16 protein-coding genes are annotated in these 16610 nt (G+C 37.7%); 11 read left to right on the top strand and 5 right to left on the bottom strand.

Annotated elements, in window-relative coordinates:
* Positions 1-23: 23 nt before the first annotated feature.
* The 3 genes from V7127_RS07965 to V7127_RS07955 are packed head-to-tail and all read right to left on the bottom strand — an operon-like array spanning position 24 to position 3900.
* The gene (locus V7127_RS07965) at positions 24-1127 is read right to left on the bottom strand and encodes a GerAB/ArcD/ProY family transporter (RefSeq protein ID WP_335344086.1); all 1104 of its coding nucleotides are present in this window, start codon (positions 1125-1127) and stop codon (positions 24-26) included.
* Complete coding sequence (locus tag V7127_RS07960; RefSeq protein ID WP_335354827.1) at positions 1124-2320, bottom strand: Ger(x)C family spore germination protein; 1197 nt, start codon at positions 2318-2320, stop codon at positions 1124-1126. The genes V7127_RS07965 and V7127_RS07960 overlap by 4 nt, the downstream gene beginning before the upstream one ends.
* Positions 2317-3900, bottom strand: coding sequence for a spore germination protein (locus V7127_RS07955; protein WP_335354826.1), 1584 nt, complete (start codon positions 3898-3900; stop codon positions 2317-2319). Before V7127_RS07955 ends, V7127_RS07960 begins: the two co-directional genes overlap by 4 nt.
* Positions 3901-4103: 203 nt before the next feature.
* Here V7127_RS07955 and V7127_RS07950 point away from each other — a divergent pair, with 203 nt between their 5' ends.
* Both V7127_RS07950 and V7127_RS07945 read left to right on the top strand, forming a co-directional pair.
* Positions 4104-5222: an NAD(P)/FAD-dependent oxidoreductase gene (locus V7127_RS07950; protein ID WP_335354825.1), complete on the top strand. Its 1119-nt coding sequence runs from the start codon at positions 4104-4106 to the stop codon at positions 5220-5222.
* A gap of 143 nt (positions 5223-5365) precedes the next feature.
* Positions 5366-5641 carry a hypothetical protein gene (locus V7127_RS07945; RefSeq protein ID WP_335354824.1) on the top strand — a complete coding sequence of 92 codons (276 nt, stop codon included), beginning with the start codon at positions 5366-5368 and terminating at the stop codon, positions 5639-5641.
* Positions 5642-5705: 64 nt separating this feature from the next.
* Here V7127_RS07945 and V7127_RS07940 read toward each other — a convergent pair whose 3' ends face one another.
* Positions 5706-6221 (bottom strand): undecaprenyl-diphosphatase, encoded by a 516-nt coding sequence (locus tag V7127_RS07940; RefSeq protein WP_335354823.1) that lies wholly within the window; start codon positions 6219-6221, stop codon positions 5706-5708.
* Between the two features lie 238 nt (positions 6222-6459).
* Here V7127_RS07940 and V7127_RS07935 point away from each other — a divergent pair, with 238 nt between their 5' ends.
* From V7127_RS07935 to V7127_RS07905, 7 genes are all read left to right on the top strand, one after another.
* A complete protein-coding gene (locus tag V7127_RS07935; RefSeq protein ID WP_335348501.1) occupies positions 6460-6678 on the top strand; it encodes a hypothetical protein in 219 nt (72 codons plus the stop codon).
* A 103-nt stretch (positions 6679-6781) separates the two neighbouring features.
* Positions 6782-7444 (top strand): DUF2085 domain-containing protein, encoded by a 663-nt coding sequence (locus V7127_RS07930; RefSeq protein WP_335484686.1) that lies wholly within the window; start codon positions 6782-6784, stop codon positions 7442-7444.
* An 18-nt stretch (positions 7445-7462) separates the two neighbouring features.
* Positions 7463-8440, top strand: coding sequence for a PP2C family protein-serine/threonine phosphatase (locus V7127_RS07925; RefSeq protein ID WP_335354821.1), 978 nt, complete (start codon positions 7463-7465; stop codon positions 8438-8440).
* Positions 8441-8458: 18 nt separating this feature from the next.
* Complete coding sequence (locus V7127_RS07920; protein WP_335354820.1) at positions 8459-9709, top strand: trypsin-like peptidase domain-containing protein; 1251 nt, start codon at positions 8459-8461, stop codon at positions 9707-9709.
* Complete coding sequence (locus V7127_RS07915; protein ID WP_335354819.1) at positions 9709-10434, top strand: PP2C family protein-serine/threonine phosphatase; 726 nt, start codon at positions 9709-9711, stop codon at positions 10432-10434. Before V7127_RS07920 ends, V7127_RS07915 begins: the two co-directional genes overlap by 1 nt.
* Before the next feature lie 55 nt (positions 10435-10489).
* Positions 10490-12919, top strand: a complete 2430-nt coding sequence (locus V7127_RS07910) for a protein kinase domain-containing protein (RefSeq protein ID WP_335484683.1) — start codon at positions 10490-10492, stop codon at positions 12917-12919.
* 4 nt (positions 12920-12923) lie between these two features.
* Positions 12924-13535 carry an FHA domain-containing protein gene (locus V7127_RS07905; RefSeq protein ID WP_335354817.1) on the top strand — a complete coding sequence of 204 codons (612 nt, stop codon included), beginning with the start codon at positions 12924-12926 and terminating at the stop codon, positions 13533-13535.
* 102 nt (positions 13536-13637) lie between these two features.
* Here the strand turns inward: V7127_RS07905 and V7127_RS07900 are convergent, their stop codons facing one another.
* The gene (locus tag V7127_RS07900; protein WP_335484681.1) at positions 13638-13811 is read right to left on the bottom strand and encodes an H-type small acid-soluble spore protein; all 174 of its coding nucleotides are present in this window, start codon (positions 13809-13811) and stop codon (positions 13638-13640) included.
* 192 nt (positions 13812-14003) lie between these two features.
* Here V7127_RS07900 and V7127_RS07895 point away from each other — a divergent pair, with 192 nt between their 5' ends.
* Positions 14004-14981: an L-lactate dehydrogenase gene (locus tag V7127_RS07895; protein WP_335484679.1), complete on the top strand. Its 978-nt coding sequence runs from the start codon at positions 14004-14006 to the stop codon at positions 14979-14981.
* A gap of 613 nt (positions 14982-15594) precedes the next feature.
* Positions 15595-16347: a GTP cyclohydrolase II gene (locus V7127_RS07885; RefSeq protein WP_335345823.1), complete on the top strand. Its 753-nt coding sequence runs from the start codon at positions 15595-15597 to the stop codon at positions 16345-16347.
* The last annotated feature ends 263 nt before the right edge of the window (positions 16348-16610 follow it).

The following is a 16610-nucleotide window of genomic DNA, read 5'->3' as shown; positions in this document are numbered from 1 at the left end:
CATCAGCGCTTTTCAGAAAAAAATTAAGATGCCTTATTGGCAGGAGCAAAACGTTTTCGGATTCCTCCAACGATTAACAGCAATATAGGGATTCCAACCATATTTATCGGTAATGCATACTTCACCCAATATTTTTTTACATATTCGGCCCCAAATAACGTAATGGTTGGCTGAAAAATCGCTAAAACAAATGTCACGATTGCGACAAACCAAATGGCCTTTTTCCAATCCTTTATTTTTAGTAATTGCGCTGTTCCATAGCTTGCCGCAAAAAAGTATACAGATAGCTTAATAAAAACACTTAGAATCCAAATTAGAACCGCAACAATCTCCAAATTTTGAATAAATTTCATAATGGAAATAAAGCGGACCATATCTATAGCTGGGAACAATAGTTTTTGCGAGATGTGAGGGCCGAATACCATCAATACACTGATTGTCGCCGTGCTCACGAAGAAACCAGAGATGATGATCCCCCATACTGCCCTGGATGGACCTTTCTTTGGTTCATCCATAAAAGCAACAAGCATCATCATAATAACAGACTCGCCAAGAAATGAAAGTGGGGATAAGGACCCTTTTATGATTTGGATAAATCCGGTGTCAGAATAAATGGGTAATATTTTCTGAATATCAAAATTGGGTATCGTAAAAAAAACTAGTCCAGTTACCATGAGAAGAACGAGAGGCCCAAATACTTCACTGCAGCGTGCGATTCCTTCAATTCCTCCAATATTGGTGACGTAAATAATGACAATCAGCATCGTTACAATAAGCGACCACGATGGGGTACTAGGTAATAGGATGGTAATGGTAAACTGTGCAAACTCCCCTAGAATATTACCAATAACCGAATACCATTGAATAAAATAACATAAGACAATAGTTGTCCCAATCCATTTGCCCAAAATTTGTTTACAGAATTCAATCAAGGTTTGTTTTGGATAAAACAGTGCTACCCTTGTAGCTATCAAAACAATCACGATGCCTAATATTATGCTGATAATCGCGGAAATCCATGCATCTTGTTTTGCATCAATGATCGTTGGATTCACTGCCAGTAGAAGCATATTGCCTGTTTGAAAGGTGAATATTATCCAAAAAATTTGCAAACCAGTAATTTTCATTTATGAATCTCACTTTCTTTTAGCAAGATAGATGGGCCAGTCATGCCAATCCGCTTGATTTCAAAATTTGTTGTTACTATAATTTCAGCTTCTGAAAAATGCCTATCCCAATCCTTGCTTAACTCCTTCCATTGACGAGGATATTTTTTATGAATTTCTTCACCAAATCCAAAAATATCCTGACCGTATTTATGTTGGACTTTCTTTATCGTTTTAAGTGCTCTTTTTTCTTCTGTCTTTTCAAATACCTTTCTCATCTTATGAACATTTTTCGGTTCATTTAGATCTAAATGTGTATTGTTTTCGAGAATGGCTCCTTCCCCAGTCAATTTCACAGTAATTTTTATTTTATTGTCTCTTCCCAATTTTGTTACAATTTCACTATTTATTTTAGTTAAGATTAGACTTGCATTCCCATCTTCATATGGATTAGTAATAGTTATTTTTCTTAACACTCCTTTAATCCAAAGAAAGGCCCTGTTTTCCACATTATTTAAATAGCCAACTAATTTTATGTCTTTATTAAAAACAGCTAAACCTCCTATTTTCAAAACATCATTTGAAGAACTTTCTCCACCTGAAGATTTTCCCGTTTGAACTTTTGTGAGCTCTATAACTGGAAGAGATGGTCGAATACCATCGCTGATAGCTGCAATTAAAAAGTTTACTAAAGCAATGTCACCTCTTCCTCCGTATTCCTCATGCCCTTTAATGGCAGCAACAGCAGGAGGCTTTTCTAGTGGATCAGAAATATTGAGTGCTTCTAGTGCTGTGGCCTCTTTGACGACAAATATATCCGTCCGTAAACTTACATCAGATCCACGGGTAAGTGCATCCAGTTGATGCTTGACTCCTAACTTGGCAAATTCCTCCCCAAAAAATATAACACTTCTATGACCTACGAAGGCTTGTCTTGATAGCTTTTCCTGCATAACTTGTGTAGCATCGTTAACATTTTTTCCTTCTGCCGATATTGTAAAAGACTCATTTCCGCCCGCACTGCTGCCACTTTGAGATTGCATATTGGAAGGGATGACGATTTGGCCGCTAAGCTGAATGTTTTTTTTCTTTCCGAGATCCCATCCTGTTGCGAGCCATATAGCCCTTTCGTTTAATTCCTTGCGATCCCAGCAGCCGGTGGTGAGAACTAAGAACATGCAAATATGAATTATGATTATGCATTTTTTGATCATTTTTCTTCCCTGCCTTGACCAGGATTTGGTCTTTGTCCAAATGGAATTCGCATTTTATTCACACCGCTCGTAAATGGCGGTCGATAATTATAAGCCCATTTAGGCACCCTGATAATTACATCCTTCAAGCCTGAAAAAATCTGTGGAGCAAAAGGACTAAAATAAGGAACACCGAAGGAACGGAGAGTTACGAGATGAATTGTAATCGCAATTAATCCCAATACAACCCCATATAAACCGAAAATTCCTGACAAAATTAATAAGGCAAACCGGATCATCCGAAAAGCAGTTCCGAAATTGTAGCGAGGAATGGCAAAAGAGGCAATTCCTGTCGTTGCTACAACGATTACCATCGGGGAGGAAACAATACCTGCCTGTACGGCTGCCTGACCGATGACGAGCGCCCCAACAATACTGACCGCTGAACCGACTGGCTTTGGAAGCCGAATACCCGCTTCACGAAGTCCTTCAAAAACCAATTCCATAATTAAGGCTTCAATAATGGCAGGGAATGGCACTCCTTCTCTTGCAGCTGCAACACTTATGAGCAAAGTAGTCGGTATTAATCCAGGATGATAGGTTGTCAGGGCTACATAGATGGAAGGTAGGAATTGAGAAATATTTAATAAAATAAAGCGAATAATTCGAATAAAGGTTGTATAAATAAAGCGTTCGTAATAGTCTTCAGTTGCCTGCATGCCTGCCCAAAATGTCATTGGAATGATGAGTACAAATGGGGTGTTATCAACAAAAATGGCCACTCGTCCTTCTAACAGATTTGCAGTTACGACATCTGGTCTCTCCGTATTTTGGATTTGCGGGAATGGAGAAAAAGGGAAGTCTTCAATAAATTCTTCAATAAACTCAGAATCTAATATTCCATCAATTTGAATTCGCTCTATCCTTTTCCGTGCTTCTTCAATTAAAGAGTCTGGGGCAATCCCCTCAATATAAGCAATCGCGATATCAGTCTTAGAATATTCTCCCAAAGTAAACGGCTCGAATTTAAGCTTTGGACTTCTAATTCTCCTGCGGATAAGGGAGGTGTTTGTCCTTATTGTTTCTGTAAATCCATCCCTTGGGCCACGAATAACTACCTCTGTCTGCGGTTCTTCGATTCCTCTTTTTTCAAAGCCTTTCAAATCAGCAATTAATCCTTTTGTTTCTCCATCTACAATAACGCCAACATTCGCCTTTAAAACCTCGTCAACAAGATCCTTAAGAGTGGATACATTTTTTACCTGTGCACTTGAAAATAACTGTTGTTCGATCACTTTTCCTATTGATTGAGGCTCAGCCGAACCTTTAGGTGGGCCTTCAAACATTAAAGGCTTTAGAAAAACCTCTTCCAGACTTTTGGTATCAATTAAACCATCAATGTAAACAAGTAATATTTTTATTTCATTGAACACATAAATAGGTCGCAGGACAAAATCTGAACAATTTTGAAAAATCTCTTTTAAGGCACTTTCATTTGCTGAAAGGTCAGGACTTAATTTTTCAGATTGGTCAATGGAAGGCTCCGGTAATTTCTCTTTTATAAAGTCAAATAATTTTTTCCTATTTTTCAGCTTAACCAAGATAAATGAGCCTCCCATAAATTCTTAAGTATATTTTTCCAATTAAATGGATTAGTATACGCATTGTGGTTTTTTTTAGGATGCAAAAAGAGAGATACTCATTCCCATATCCATTAAGGTTCTGTCCCATAGAAAATAAAGGTATAATAAATAATGGATTCGTGAACGAGGGAAATACTTTTAACGAAAAAGGGGCATATTCAATGAAATCATATATTGTCATAGGGGCAGGCATTTTAGGTTCATCCACTGCCTACCATCTCGCAAAAGCAGGTGCAGAAGTCATATTGGTTGATCGCCAAGACCGCGGACAAGCCACCGATGCTGCAGCAGGAATTGTTTGCCCTTGGCTTTCACAAAGACGAAATCAAGCATGGTACAAGCTGGCTAAGAACGGGGCAAAATATTATCCTTCTCTAATAAAACAATTGGAAGCAGATGGGGAAACCGAAACTGGCTATAAAAAGGTAGGAGCCATTAGCATCCATACAGACGAAGATAAACTAGAAAAAATGGAGGAAAGAGCGTTCAAACGTCTTGAGAGCGCACCAGAAATAGGAGAAATTACAAAATTATCTCCTGATGAAACAAATAAGCGATTTCCTCCTTTGGCAGGGGAGTATTCTTCATTATATATAAGCGGTGCAGCAAGGGTAAATGGCAGAGCGCTCTGCCAATCCTTAATAAATGCTGCTAAAAAGCACGGAGCTTTGTATATGCATGGAAATGCAGTCATACAATTTAATGAAAAAATAGTGACTGGAGTAACGGTGAATGGGGAAACATTTCTCGCAGATCACGTTATCGTAACGGCAGGTGCGTGGGCTAAAGAATTAATGCAGCCTCTTGGTGTAAACTTTTTAGTTTCTCCCCAAAAAGCGCAAATCATTCATCTCCATTTGGCAAAATCAGATACGAGTGAATGGCCCGTCATCATGCCACCAAATAACCAATATATCTTAGCATTTGATGGAGGCAGAGTGGTGATTGGAGCCACACATGAGGATGACAAAGGCTTTGACCTCCGGGTAACAGCAGGCGGACAAAATGAAATATTTAGCAAAGCAATTGCCGTTGCCCCAGGTTTAAGCAATAGTGAGGTGCTTGAAACTAGGGTTGGCTTTCGGCCGTTCACACCTGGATTTCTTCCAGTGATAGGGGCATTGCCGAATTATAAGGGAATATTAATTGCTAATGGCCTTGGCGCATCAGGTTTAACTGTAGGACCTTATTTGGGTGCTGAACTAGCAAAGCTTGCCCTTGGCCAACCATTAGAAATTGACCTTTCTCTTTATGATGTTGCTGAAGCGATAGGCAAGTAAATTGTGCTAACATCTAAATAGTTTGAAAATCCTTCTATAAATTTTTCATACTATTACCAGCATCGACATTCCTCTTATAGAACATATTAAAAGTGGAAAGCCGCAAATTGCTTTTCAATTTTTTATAGAGGAAGTGCTTGGATTTGAATAAATGGATGATAGCGCTTTTAAATACAAGGATATTACAAAATGCATTTGGCAGAAAACGAAGTAACCGCGGAATAATTTGGGCAACATTACTGGGTCTAGGAGCAAGTGCTGCAGCATACGGATTAAATAGAAATCGCAATAAAAATATGAATAACCCACTTCAAAATGTTATGAATACGATGCAAACCCCTTTTAAGGGGCAAATTCCTAAAGCGGCTTTAGCAGAGTTTGCAAAAGAATTAGCACCTGATAATTTAACTAACAAATAGTATTCCTATTCAATGAAAATGCCCACTTTACTGTGGGCATTTTCATATTCAAAATCGAAATAAACTATGGACGAGCAAAGAAATTTACACAACGAGCAGTTTTATCAATAAGGATACTCATTAAAGTACCTAAGAGGGCACTTCCAATAATATCGGAAGGATAATGATGCCCAACCCAAATTCGAGAGAGGCCCGTCAAAATAGATAAAATCCACATGATTGAACCAATGAAACGTTCATAAAGAAAAATTGAAGTTGAAATTGCGAACACTAGCAAGGTATGTTTGCTGGGAAAAGATGAATCCAATTTGGCGGGAATAAGAATTCCAACTCTGCGTTTTACAAATGGACGTTGTTTAAAATAAAACAGCTTAATTAACATGTTCAATAACAATGAAATCCCTGCAGATATCAGTGCATTACGAGATGCAATTTTGTTGGAATAATTTCTAAACCACATAAAAATCAAAATTAAAATAAACAAATAACGAATTCTATTTGATATCAATATCATAAGCAGATCAATTGGATAACAGCGGCCAGAAAGCTGATTGATTGACTTTAATATCTTGAAATCCATAAAGCAAATCTCCCTATATTTAGATACTAATAAAATCCCCTTCTTCTCAAAAAATATGTAAACTCCGCTAATTCGTCAGTCGGCACCGCTACACCTTTTCTTTGGAAAAACCTCACTAATTGAAGTTTCACCTTAATTCTTAAAGTTGGAAAAGCAATATTATTCTATTTTTTACATATATATGACTAGGACTTTTAGCATTGAAATCCAAATGTAGAAATACGTGGAGGTGAATAAAGTGTCCGGAGGGCAAAGGGTTTTATTTTACCTGCTTTCTTTTTTTATTCCGATCGTGGGGATTATTTTAGGAATTGTTTGGATGAATGATCAAGATTTTGACAAAAAAAGTGTCGGAAAAAAATGTTTGCTCATAAGTATCATTTCGATTGTTCTTAGCTGTGTATGCTGGTTTGCATTATCTGCATTTTCCATGCTGCCAGCATTTTACACCTATTAATTATATGTAAGGCTGACCCCTTAAAATCTTGCATTCAACCACCCTTTCCTTAATAGTATCTTCTCAAAAAGGTCAGCCCCTTCCTTCAAAATGGGGGTTGTATATGTTCTCAAGTATAGAAAAATTCACGTTCTTCATAGGAAAAGCCATCTGTCATCAGCTTCCTGTACGTTCATTCCAGATGGAGGGGCATTACTTACCTGTCTGTGCTCGAGATACAGGAATTTATCTGGGCATTTTTAGTTCGCTCATGTTTATCACTGTGCTGAAAAGGTATAAGAATATAACCATTCCTAATAAAAAAAATAGCTTTTTCCTATTAATTCTCCTATTGCCATTAGTAGTTGACGGGTTCGGATCTTACTTAGGTGTTTATTCAACAAATAACTTTATTCGTGTCACAACTGGAATCTTATTTGGAAGTACGTTACCTTTTTTTCTTATCCCTATTATTTCTAATTATTCTTCGGAAAAAAAGGCCATCCCTATCATAAAAAATATCCGTGAAATGTTTATTCCCCTCTCATTAGCAGGAGCTTTTGTTAACCTGGCTTTCCATTCCCTTGTATCTTTTGCGATCCTTCAATTGTTAATTATCAGTACACTTTTTATATGGATTTCATTATTCTTTTATCTATTATTTAGGCGTCTTGAGAATCACTTTTTATCAATTAGCTTATCAATAGCCAGCAGTTTAATGGTACTTAGTGTCATGTCCTATACACATAGTATAATTCGTCCTTTGTATTTACAAAATCTATTTTAGATTGAAGGTGCTTTAAACATGATGCTAGTTTTTTTCACAGCTACTATGAATACCGTTTCAAAAGATTTTCCAAATGTAAAAAACATACTTAAAAGCTTGCCATGGTGGGGGTACCTTATTATATTGGGTATTTTAGTTTTGACTATATATTTGCCTATTCATATTAAAGCTTTAAAGAAGCGTCAAATAGCAACTATACCTGATCCCATAACAAAAACAAATTTACCTTTTATCGTTATTCCTGGTAATGCCCAGCATATCGGAAGCCGCTCTGAGCAGCAGGATTCATTTGCGTTCACAGATATTCATGATCAGCCATTCATGAATAAGTATGGAGTTCTCGCGGTTTTAGCTGATGGAATGGGTGGATTTATAGGTGGAAAGGAAGCTAGTTTCCTTGCAGTACAAACTTTTGTCAAACATTATCAGGAATCCAATGAAATAGACTCTATACCGGACAAATTAGTATCTGCAGTTCAAGAGGCGAATAAATCTGTTAAAGCATTTGCCAAACAAAATGGGTTAGAAAGAGGAGTCGGGACAACACTAATTGCTGCCGTTGTTTTCAAGAATCAATTGTACTGGTTATCTGTTGGAGATAGCCGAATTTATTTGTACCAAAATCATACTGTAAAGCAGCTGACTACGGATCATATTTATGCTAAAGAGCTGGAGGAAAAAGCAGCTTCTGGTCAAATCTCCCGGCAGGAGGCAGAAAATGATCCTCAAAGAGAAAGTTTAACGAGTTTTCTAGGTTTAGAGGAAATCGAGGAGCTCGATGTTTCATTAGACCCGATTCCGCTAGAAAGGGGGAACTCCATTATCCTCTGCAGCGATGGTCTTTATGGATCTGTTTCAAATGAGGAGATGATGGATGTATGCAGTTCCTTATTAACACAGGAAGCAGCAGATAGATTAATTGAGTTGGTGCTAAAGAAACAAAAGCCTCATCAAGATAATGCGACCGTAGCCATTTTGACTTTAGGACAGATTTAAAGGGAAGAGGGGATGGAAATGCCAAAAATGAATAAGCGGAATAGCTCCTTTCATAGGACTTTAATTACTTTCCTATGTTCCATTGTTATACTGTTTTTCTATTCTCATGCAGCAATTGCGGAATCTAGATCGATCGATGAGCTTAGAAACAGTGTAGTAAGGATTCTTTGCTATGGTTCAGATGGAGGCTTATATACAGGAACTGGCTTTGCTGTTGGCAATTCAGAGCCTGTCCGTCATATCGTCACTAACTATCATGTTGTAGAACCAAATTTAAATGGTGTCACGATTCTCCTTTCAAAGGAGGACCAAATTGAAGCGACTGTTATCGCTTATGACAAAATTAAGGACTTGGCTATATTAGAATTGTCGCAGGATCTATTTAAACGGCCTCCTATGGAGTTAGGAAAGAGTGATGAGGTAAAAGCAAGCCAAGAGGTATATGCCTTAGGCTTCCCTGGAGATGCAGATTTAATCGATGATACTCCATCTGGTGAACCTAATGATGTAACGATCACGAAAGGAATTATCAGTAAAATATCTACCCAAGGCGGCAGGGGAATCTTGCAAATTGACGTCAATATTAATCCTGGAAATTCTGGTGGTCCGCTCCTAAATGTAAATGGTCAAGTAATCGGGATTAATACATTTGGAGTTACTAGTGCTTCTGGGATAAATGGAGCCGTCCAAATCGAAGAATTGATTCCAATGCTAGAATCTAGAGGAATTAACTATTTAACTGCCAGTAATCCGATTGTCGAAGTAATAGTTGACGATACTGAAGAAAAATCTACAGCTATATGGTGGATAATCGGAATAGCTGCAGCAGGTTTACTTTTCTTATTTATTATCATTGTCGTGATCATTTTAATGACAAGGAAAAAAGGAAATAAACCTGGAAAAGCAGCACCTTCTGTTCCTATTATACCTTCCTCTCCAAGTTCAGTGCCAAAATTAAAGGGACTTTCTGGTTATTTTGCCGGCCAAACAATTGAATTAAATGGGACTCATTTATCAATTGGACGGGATGCAAAGCAATGCCAGTTTGTTTATCCTCATAATTCTGAAGAGATTAGCAGGAAGCATTGTACGATCCGATATGATCATTATAATCAGACGTTCATGATTGAGGATCACAGTTCTAATGGGACATATCTTGTATCAGGTGAACGGATTCCCCAAGGGAAAATAACTCAATTGCGTTCAGGTGATCGCTTTTATTTAACCTCGAAGGAAAATATGTTTGAAGTAAGCTGGGAGATTAAATAATGCAGTATAGCTCAGCTTCAATATCAAATAAAGGCGGAAGGGAAGTTAACCAAGATTTCATTGGTTTTAATGAGTTGGAAAACGGTGGATGCTGGGTAGTTGCTGACGGACTTGGCGGATATCAGGCTGGGGAGGTTGCATCAAGACTTGCGGTAGAAACTATTTTACAAGAATCCCAGATGAGAAATGATATTCAATGGCTAAAGGAAGGCATTGAACAAACACAAAAGGTTATCCGCAAACATCTACTATTAGAAACAAATGCAAAACCAATGAGAACGACCGTCGTTGTCCTATTATGTAAAAATAGTTTTGCCACATGGGCCCATGTAGGAGATTCCCGTCTATATATGATCAGGAATGGAAAGGTAATGGTACAAACAAAGGATCATAGTGTATGCCAAGCTCTTGTCAATGCAGGAGAAATAACAGCCGACCAAATTCGCTTTCACGAGGATCGGAACCGGTTATTTCGAGTGTTAGGGTCAGAAGGAGCTGTCAAAGCAACTTTTCCTGAAAATGAAATAACCGTTTATCCTGGGGATTCCTTCTTGCTATGTTCTGATGGGTTTTGGGAATATATCACAGAAGAAGAAATGGAGAATACTAGGCTAATATGTTCAACTCCTTCAGACTGGCTTCAATTAATGGAGATTAATCTAAAGGGGCGTACTCTCGAAAACAATGATAATTACAGCGCCATTGCTGTGTTTGTAAGTGAATAATTTGTCAGAATGAGGTGAAGGGATGGCGGATATTAATCATCTTTGTTTAGGGTGTATGGGAGATAAGGGATCCGATCATATATGCCCCCACTGTGGCTGGGTTACAGAGTCGGCCGCAGAAGCACCACAGCATTTACCGCCTGGAACGATTCTGCATGAGAAATACCTTTTGGGGAGAGTTCTTGGACATGGAGGTTTTGGCATAACGTATTTAGCATGGGATTTAAATCTCGATATGAAGCTTGCCATTAAAGAATATATGCCTCGGGATTTTGCAACAAGATCTCCTGGGCATACGATGGTATCCGTATTCTCAGGCAGTCTTAATTCTCATTTTGAGCATGGCTTGAATAAGTTTTTAGATGAGGCAAAAACTTTGGCTCAATATAATAATCATCCTGGAATTGTTGGAGTACGGGATTTCTTTAGAGAGAATGGAACCGCCTATTTAGTTATGTACTATTTAGAAGGTGTCGATTTCAAGCAGTACCTAGAAATGCAGGGAGGAAAAGTCCCTTATCAAACTGCCCTTATGATCATGATGCCTGTTATGGATGCATTAAGGGAGGTTCACCGGTCAGAGACACTTCATCGGGATATTAGTCCGGATAATATTTACATTACCGCCGAAGGTCAAGTTAAAGTACTGGATTTTGGAGCGGCTCGCCACGCCATAACAGAATTTAGTAAAAGCATTTCCGTTATATTAAAGCCTGGATATGCACCAGAAGAACAATACCGAAGTAAAGGAAAACAAGGACCTTGGACAGATGTATATGCAACGGCTGCTACATTTTATCGCGCCATTGCTGGTCATGTACCACCTGAATCTCTTGATCGGTTAGAAGAGGATGCTATCATTCCACCATCTAAGCTTGGTATTGATATTCCTGCAAAAGCAGAAGCCGCACTGATGAAGGCATTATCTGTAAAGTCAACAGACCGCTTCCAGTCAATGGAAGAATTTCAGCAGGAGCTGCTTGAGAATTTACATGAATCAGCGCCCGTTTCGAATAAAACGAATGAAATCAATAGTAAAGGACCAGTTAAGCAGGTAACGAAGGCGACAGTTTCCCAGCATCAAGAATCGGCAAAGAAAACGGGAATTTCAAAATGGGTTTGGATTGGCGGAGGAGCGGCGGTTGCGATCCTTTTGTTTGCTGGTATTTTTGCTGCAACCATCCTATTCGGTGCAAAAGCGGGAAAAGAAATAGTGAAAACGAAGGATGCCCCAGTAGCCGTCAATAAAACTCAGGAAGCCCCTAAACCCGTTACCAAACAAGTAACTGTTCCAAATATTATGGATATCCGCGAGGAAGAAGCAAAGGAACTATTAGCAAAAGAAGGATTAAAGTTCGGTAATGTCACTTATGTTGAAAGTTTATTCCTCGAAAAAGGATGGGTAATAAAGCAATCTATTAACCCCGACCAAAAGGTAAATGAAAACGATTTAGTCCACCTAGAAGTTAGTAAGGGAATAGATCTGCCAGTCGATGTAGAAACCATAAAAATTAAGAAGCTTTCAATTGTAAATGAATATTGGGATAAAGGCTATAACCTAGATATGAAAAATGAACAGGAGGATGCGCTAAGACATTATATTCAAGCTAGGGATATGGCAAAGGTTCTTTATGAAGTGAATGAATATGATTTTGATGCCCTATATTCGATAGGCGTATTATATAGAAATATTTCTCTTATCAAAAGTAATTTAGGTTATTACGAATATGCACTTAAAGATATAGAGGAAAGTGTGGATATACTAGAGGAATTGCTTGAAGATGATCCTGTTTTTCAAGATGATTATGTTGAGTTAGCAAACTCTTACGGGATGTTGTCCTATATTCAATTATTAAATAAAATGTCTGACGATGCGATCGAATCAGCAGAAGTGGCACTCGAGCTCGATCCGGGCAATATTGAGTTTAAAGCGAATCTTGCCCATGCCTATTTATTTTCTAATCAATTTAATGCGGCATTAGCCCTTTATTCTTCACATCAAGATGAAATAATTTTGGAAAATAAATCGTTTAAGGATTTTGTTTTAGCAGATTTTAAATATTTTAAAGAGAATAATCTGACACATCCCGATATGGAAAAGATTGAAGATATGTATAATAACCAAGGAACAGACGTTTACTCTGATGATTTGGAAATCGAAATCACCATTTACGCTAATGGGTTTGCGTTTGAGGATGAGGATGTAGAGACCTATTTAAGTACCATTGATCCAAGTTCAGCAGGCCTTACAAAGCAGAGCATTACTAGTTTCTTTGAAACCTATGACGAGATCCAAGCAACAATTGAAAGTATTGAAGTTTTAGAGATACAAGGAGAGACTGCAAAAGCAAAAGTAGTTCAAATCTTGACTTACACGGACGGTACGCAAAATTTCGAGGCGAAAAGCACATTAATTCATAGCTTTATTCGTTCAGACGGAATTTTTAAGTGGCTTATTTCCGCAACTGAGGTAGAAGGGGGATAGGATAGTGAAAAGGTGTATAAATGGTCATTATTATGATGAAGCCAAACATAGTTTATGTCCTCATTGTGGGGTCAATATTGATTTAAATCTTGGGATGACAATGCCGATGAGGCAGCCTGCTGGAAATGACCCTTCCAAAACTCAGGCAAAGATCCCAAATGAAAATGCTGAATTAGGCAAGACCGTAGCCAAGATACGAAATGATATTCGAAATACCCCTGTTCCACCTAACCAACAGGATGGAAAAACGGTAGCTGTTTTCCGCAAGCAAATGGGGATTGATCCAGTAGTTGGTTGGTTAGTGTGTGTAGAGGGACCTGATAAAGGCAAGGATTTTCGGATAAGAAGTGAACGAAACTTTATCGGCCGATCTGATAAAATGGATATTTGTATTGCAGGGGATGAAGCAATTTCTAGAGAGAATCATGCCATTGTCAGCTTTAGTCCAAAAAAACGTCAATTCAGAGTGTACCCTGGTGAATCACGGGGACTTGTCTATTTAAATGATGAAGAGGTCATTACAGCTGACGAACTGAAACCATATGACGTAATTGAGCTTGGGAAAACTAAGCTGATGTTTATTCCTTTTTGTGGGGAAAGGTTTGTTTGGGATTAAGAGGTGAAACATTAATTCGAAAAGGCTGAAATTAATATTATATTTTAAATGAGGCGCATTCCTGCTATTGACAAGTAATCAGGATAGCGCCTTTTGTGTTGTTTATTCCTTTAATTGAGACAAAGACACATCCTGCTCATTTGCTGGATCATCCAGGGGGTAAATTCTTGCGGTATCATCTTCATTTACATGCTGAATATAAACTTGCTTGCCGTTATAAGTAACTTTATGCATCTCTGGTGATTCTGAAATTTGTTTTGCACGCTGCTTATTCATTTTTTCCCTCCTGTCTTTGACTGCCAAGTATAATGTTTCCTATTTAGCGGGGAAAATACGGCCTTAACCGTATGAATATTAATATTTTTAATTATTCAATCAAATAATCGTTTTAAACCATTTACTTGTAGCTATTTTTGTGAAATATTATTTAAAGGAAACATCTTTGACGAAAGCTTAGGAGGTATTAGGATGAAAAAAAATAAATTAGTCATCGTTGGCGTAGGGCATGTTGGATCATACGTTCTAGCCGATGCTATGAAGCTTGGCCTTTTTTCAGAAATTGCTGTAATTGATTGTAGAGAGGAAGTTGCTTTTGGCGAAGCATTAGACCAATCTCACGCAACTGCCCTTACATATATGTCCAACACGACAGTTCGTTCAGGTGATTATTCAGAATGTGCAGACGCAGATGTTATTATTTGTGCCGCTGGTCCAAGTGTCCTGAAAACTGATGAGGATGCAATGCCAGACCGGGCATTGTTGGCTGAAAAGAATGCAGTGGTTATTCGAGAGGTAATGACTGGGATAACTAAGTATACGAAGGAAGCCATTGTGATCATGATTACAAATCCATTAGATACAATGGTTTTCATTGCTGAAAATGAATTTGGCTATCCGAAGGGTCGTGTCTTTGGAACTGGGACGATGCTGGATTCTGCCCGTTTATGCTATGTCGTTGCTTCGAATTACAATATTGATCCAAAAAGTGTAACAGGATATATGATGGGTGAGCACGGCCATACAGCCTTCCCTGTTTTTAGCCGCTTAAATGTGAAAGGGTTTGGAGAAGGTGAATTGGATCAAGTTTTTGATGGAAAAGAACCTTTAAACAGAGAGAAAATGGGTCAGCAGGTCGTTAAAGAAGCATTTGCTGTTTTAAATAATAAAGGGTGGACAAATGCAGGAGTTGCCCAGGCCGCAATTACATTAGCAAAAGCCATCATGCTTGATGAACGTAGTGTATATCCAGTTTCCACAACCTTACATGGGCAATATGGCTATGATGGAGATGTTGCACTAAGCATGCCATGTGTAATTGGGCGAAATGGCGTGGAAAAGCAATTAGAAATTAAATTGGACGAGCAGGAAACTGAGTGGCTGCATAAATCAGCAAAGTATATTCAGGATACGATGATAGTGGCTAAGACTGGCAAGGACTATTTGTAATGTAATTGTTCCCATCTCTGAAGGTGGGGACTTTTTAATATATTAAAAGATTAATAACAAGAACGTTACCTACTAGGTTGCTAACGCCACAGCATTCGGTAAACCTTCTTAATCTGTACATAAGTTGCGCCATTCGTTGCTACAAGATAACAAGCTGAAATAAATGATGTACCAAAGCTAAGACGACCTGGACATTCTTCCATTGAAACGATTTATACTCATATTAGAAACGAGGATCTAAAAACAGCAATTAATAAATTCAATATGCCAATAGATTAATGAGCAGCAAGTGCGGGTATAACAGAGGTTTACACGATATTTAGTAATTTTGTGTCACAGTTTCAGTATCTTTTTTTACATGCTTCCCTCAAGTGTTCTACTCTTTTTAAATCCAATATGCTTGTTCTTACATAATTTTCCCCCGTTTAATTAATTACATTTATATTATTGAACAAAAACATCTAGTGGGTCTAGAGAAACCTTTTGTCAGCTAACTAATAATGTAAAAGGGATGAAAAAAAGTTTCTTATAAGAAAAAAAAGTAAGATTGCCACAATTCCATGAGTTTATTTGTTGTCGTAGTAAATACTATTTTAAAAAAGGAGATCGGAATATGAAAAAAACATTCGACACTAAAGTCCTAGGGGTTTTAGAAGACAAAATCCAATTAATTAAGACCAATAAACGTGCTATTTATTTAGTTGGTCCGATTAGGCTTCCTGTTAATTTATATGGAGATACTGTTGTTTTCCATTGGTATTGCTGGCTGAATTGTGATGAGGTAACGGAGGATTTTGAAAGGATTATTGATAAATTATCTTCTGTAAACCTAGCCGAGCTACAACAATCCAGCGTCCTAGTCTATGGTGATTTTGAATATGACGATAATGCTATTATTAGATTGCATTCTATCTGTCATACGGGCGATATTTTTGGTAGTAAGAGATGTGATTGTGGTTTCCAATTAAAGCAATCCATGAAAATGATTTCAGAACACGGGAATGGTGCTTTATTTTATCTAGCTAACCATGAGGGAAGAGGAATTGGCTTATTTAGTAAGGCGATGGCTTACATTTTACAAGAGAATGGTTATGACACTGTTGAAGCCAATGAGGCACTTGGTTTTGTTGATGACTCTAGAAATTATGGAGATGCAATTCTTGTCCTTAAAGCATTACGCACAAAACCTGTTACACTTATAACCAACAACCCTAAAAAACTTCAAGCATTAAAAACAGCAGGTCTTGAGGTTTCAGGTAGAGAATCTATTTGGGGGGATATTTCGGAATATAACGAGAAGTATTTGAAGACAAAAGTTAATAAGTCTGGTCATATTGAAGAGAAAGGGACTTGTTGTAATGATTAACAATGATTTAAGTGGAATTCGTCTAAATAAATGAATAAGCGTTGAAAGAGGTAAGAAGGACATCTGTTTTGTATAAATCACAAAACCCAATCAGAGTTGGTTGGGTTCTACTTGCTGTTTTTATAACTAGGTATATAAATTTTTATAACTTGAATTGCTAATTATTTTAATCGTTAAGCAGCCCACCAGTTCATCGATAAAAACCATAGCTTTTAATTTAGCTACGGTTTTTTTATTCTTTATAAACCCAAAATTAGTTAAAT

Origin of the sequence: Bacillus sp. JJ1773, from assembly GCF_036962035.1 — a bacterium.
In the GTDB taxonomy this organism is placed as follows: domain Bacteria; phylum Bacillota; class Bacilli; order Bacillales; family Cytobacillaceae; genus Cytobacillus.
Note: the sequence above shows the minus strand (reverse complement) of the source record. Positions and strands in the feature narration are given on the sequence as shown.

Coding starts and splice junctions, on each gene's coding strand:
- V7127_RS07965 (WP_335344086.1), bottom strand. CDS start 1,127: ATGAAAATTACTGGTTTGCAAATTTTTTGGATAATATTCACCTTTCAA.
- V7127_RS07960 (WP_335354827.1), bottom strand. CDS start 2,320: ATGATCAAAAAATGCATAATCATAATTCATATTTGCATGTTCTTAGTT.
- V7127_RS07950 (WP_335354825.1), top strand. CDS start 4,104: ATGAAATCATATATTGTCATAGGGGCAGGCATTTTAGGTTCATCCACT.
- V7127_RS07940 (WP_335354823.1), bottom strand. CDS start 6,221: ATGGATTTCAAGATATTAAAGTCAATCAATCAGCTTTCTGGCCGCTGT.
- V7127_RS07930 (WP_335484686.1), top strand. CDS start 6,782: ATGTTCTCAAGTATAGAAAAATTCACGTTCTTCATAGGAAAAGCCATC.
- V7127_RS07925 (WP_335354821.1), top strand. CDS start 7,463: ATGATGCTAGTTTTTTTCACAGCTACTATGAATACCGTTTCAAAAGAT.
- V7127_RS07920 (WP_335354820.1), top strand. CDS start 8,459: ATGCCAAAAATGAATAAGCGGAATAGCTCCTTTCATAGGACTTTAATT.
- V7127_RS07915 (WP_335354819.1), top strand. CDS start 9,709: ATGCAGTATAGCTCAGCTTCAATATCAAATAAAGGCGGAAGGGAAGTT.
- V7127_RS07910 (WP_335484683.1), top strand. CDS start 10,490: ATGGGAGATAAGGGATCCGATCATATATGCCCCCACTGTGGCTGGGTT.
- V7127_RS07900 (WP_335484681.1), bottom strand. CDS start 13,811: ATGAATAAGCAGCGTGCAAAACAAATTTCAGAATCACCAGAGATGCAT.
- V7127_RS07895 (WP_335484679.1), top strand. CDS start 14,004: ATGAAAAAAAATAAATTAGTCATCGTTGGCGTAGGGCATGTTGGATCA.
- V7127_RS07885 (WP_335345823.1), top strand. CDS start 15,595: ATGAAAAAAACATTCGACACTAAAGTCCTAGGGGTTTTAGAAGACAAA.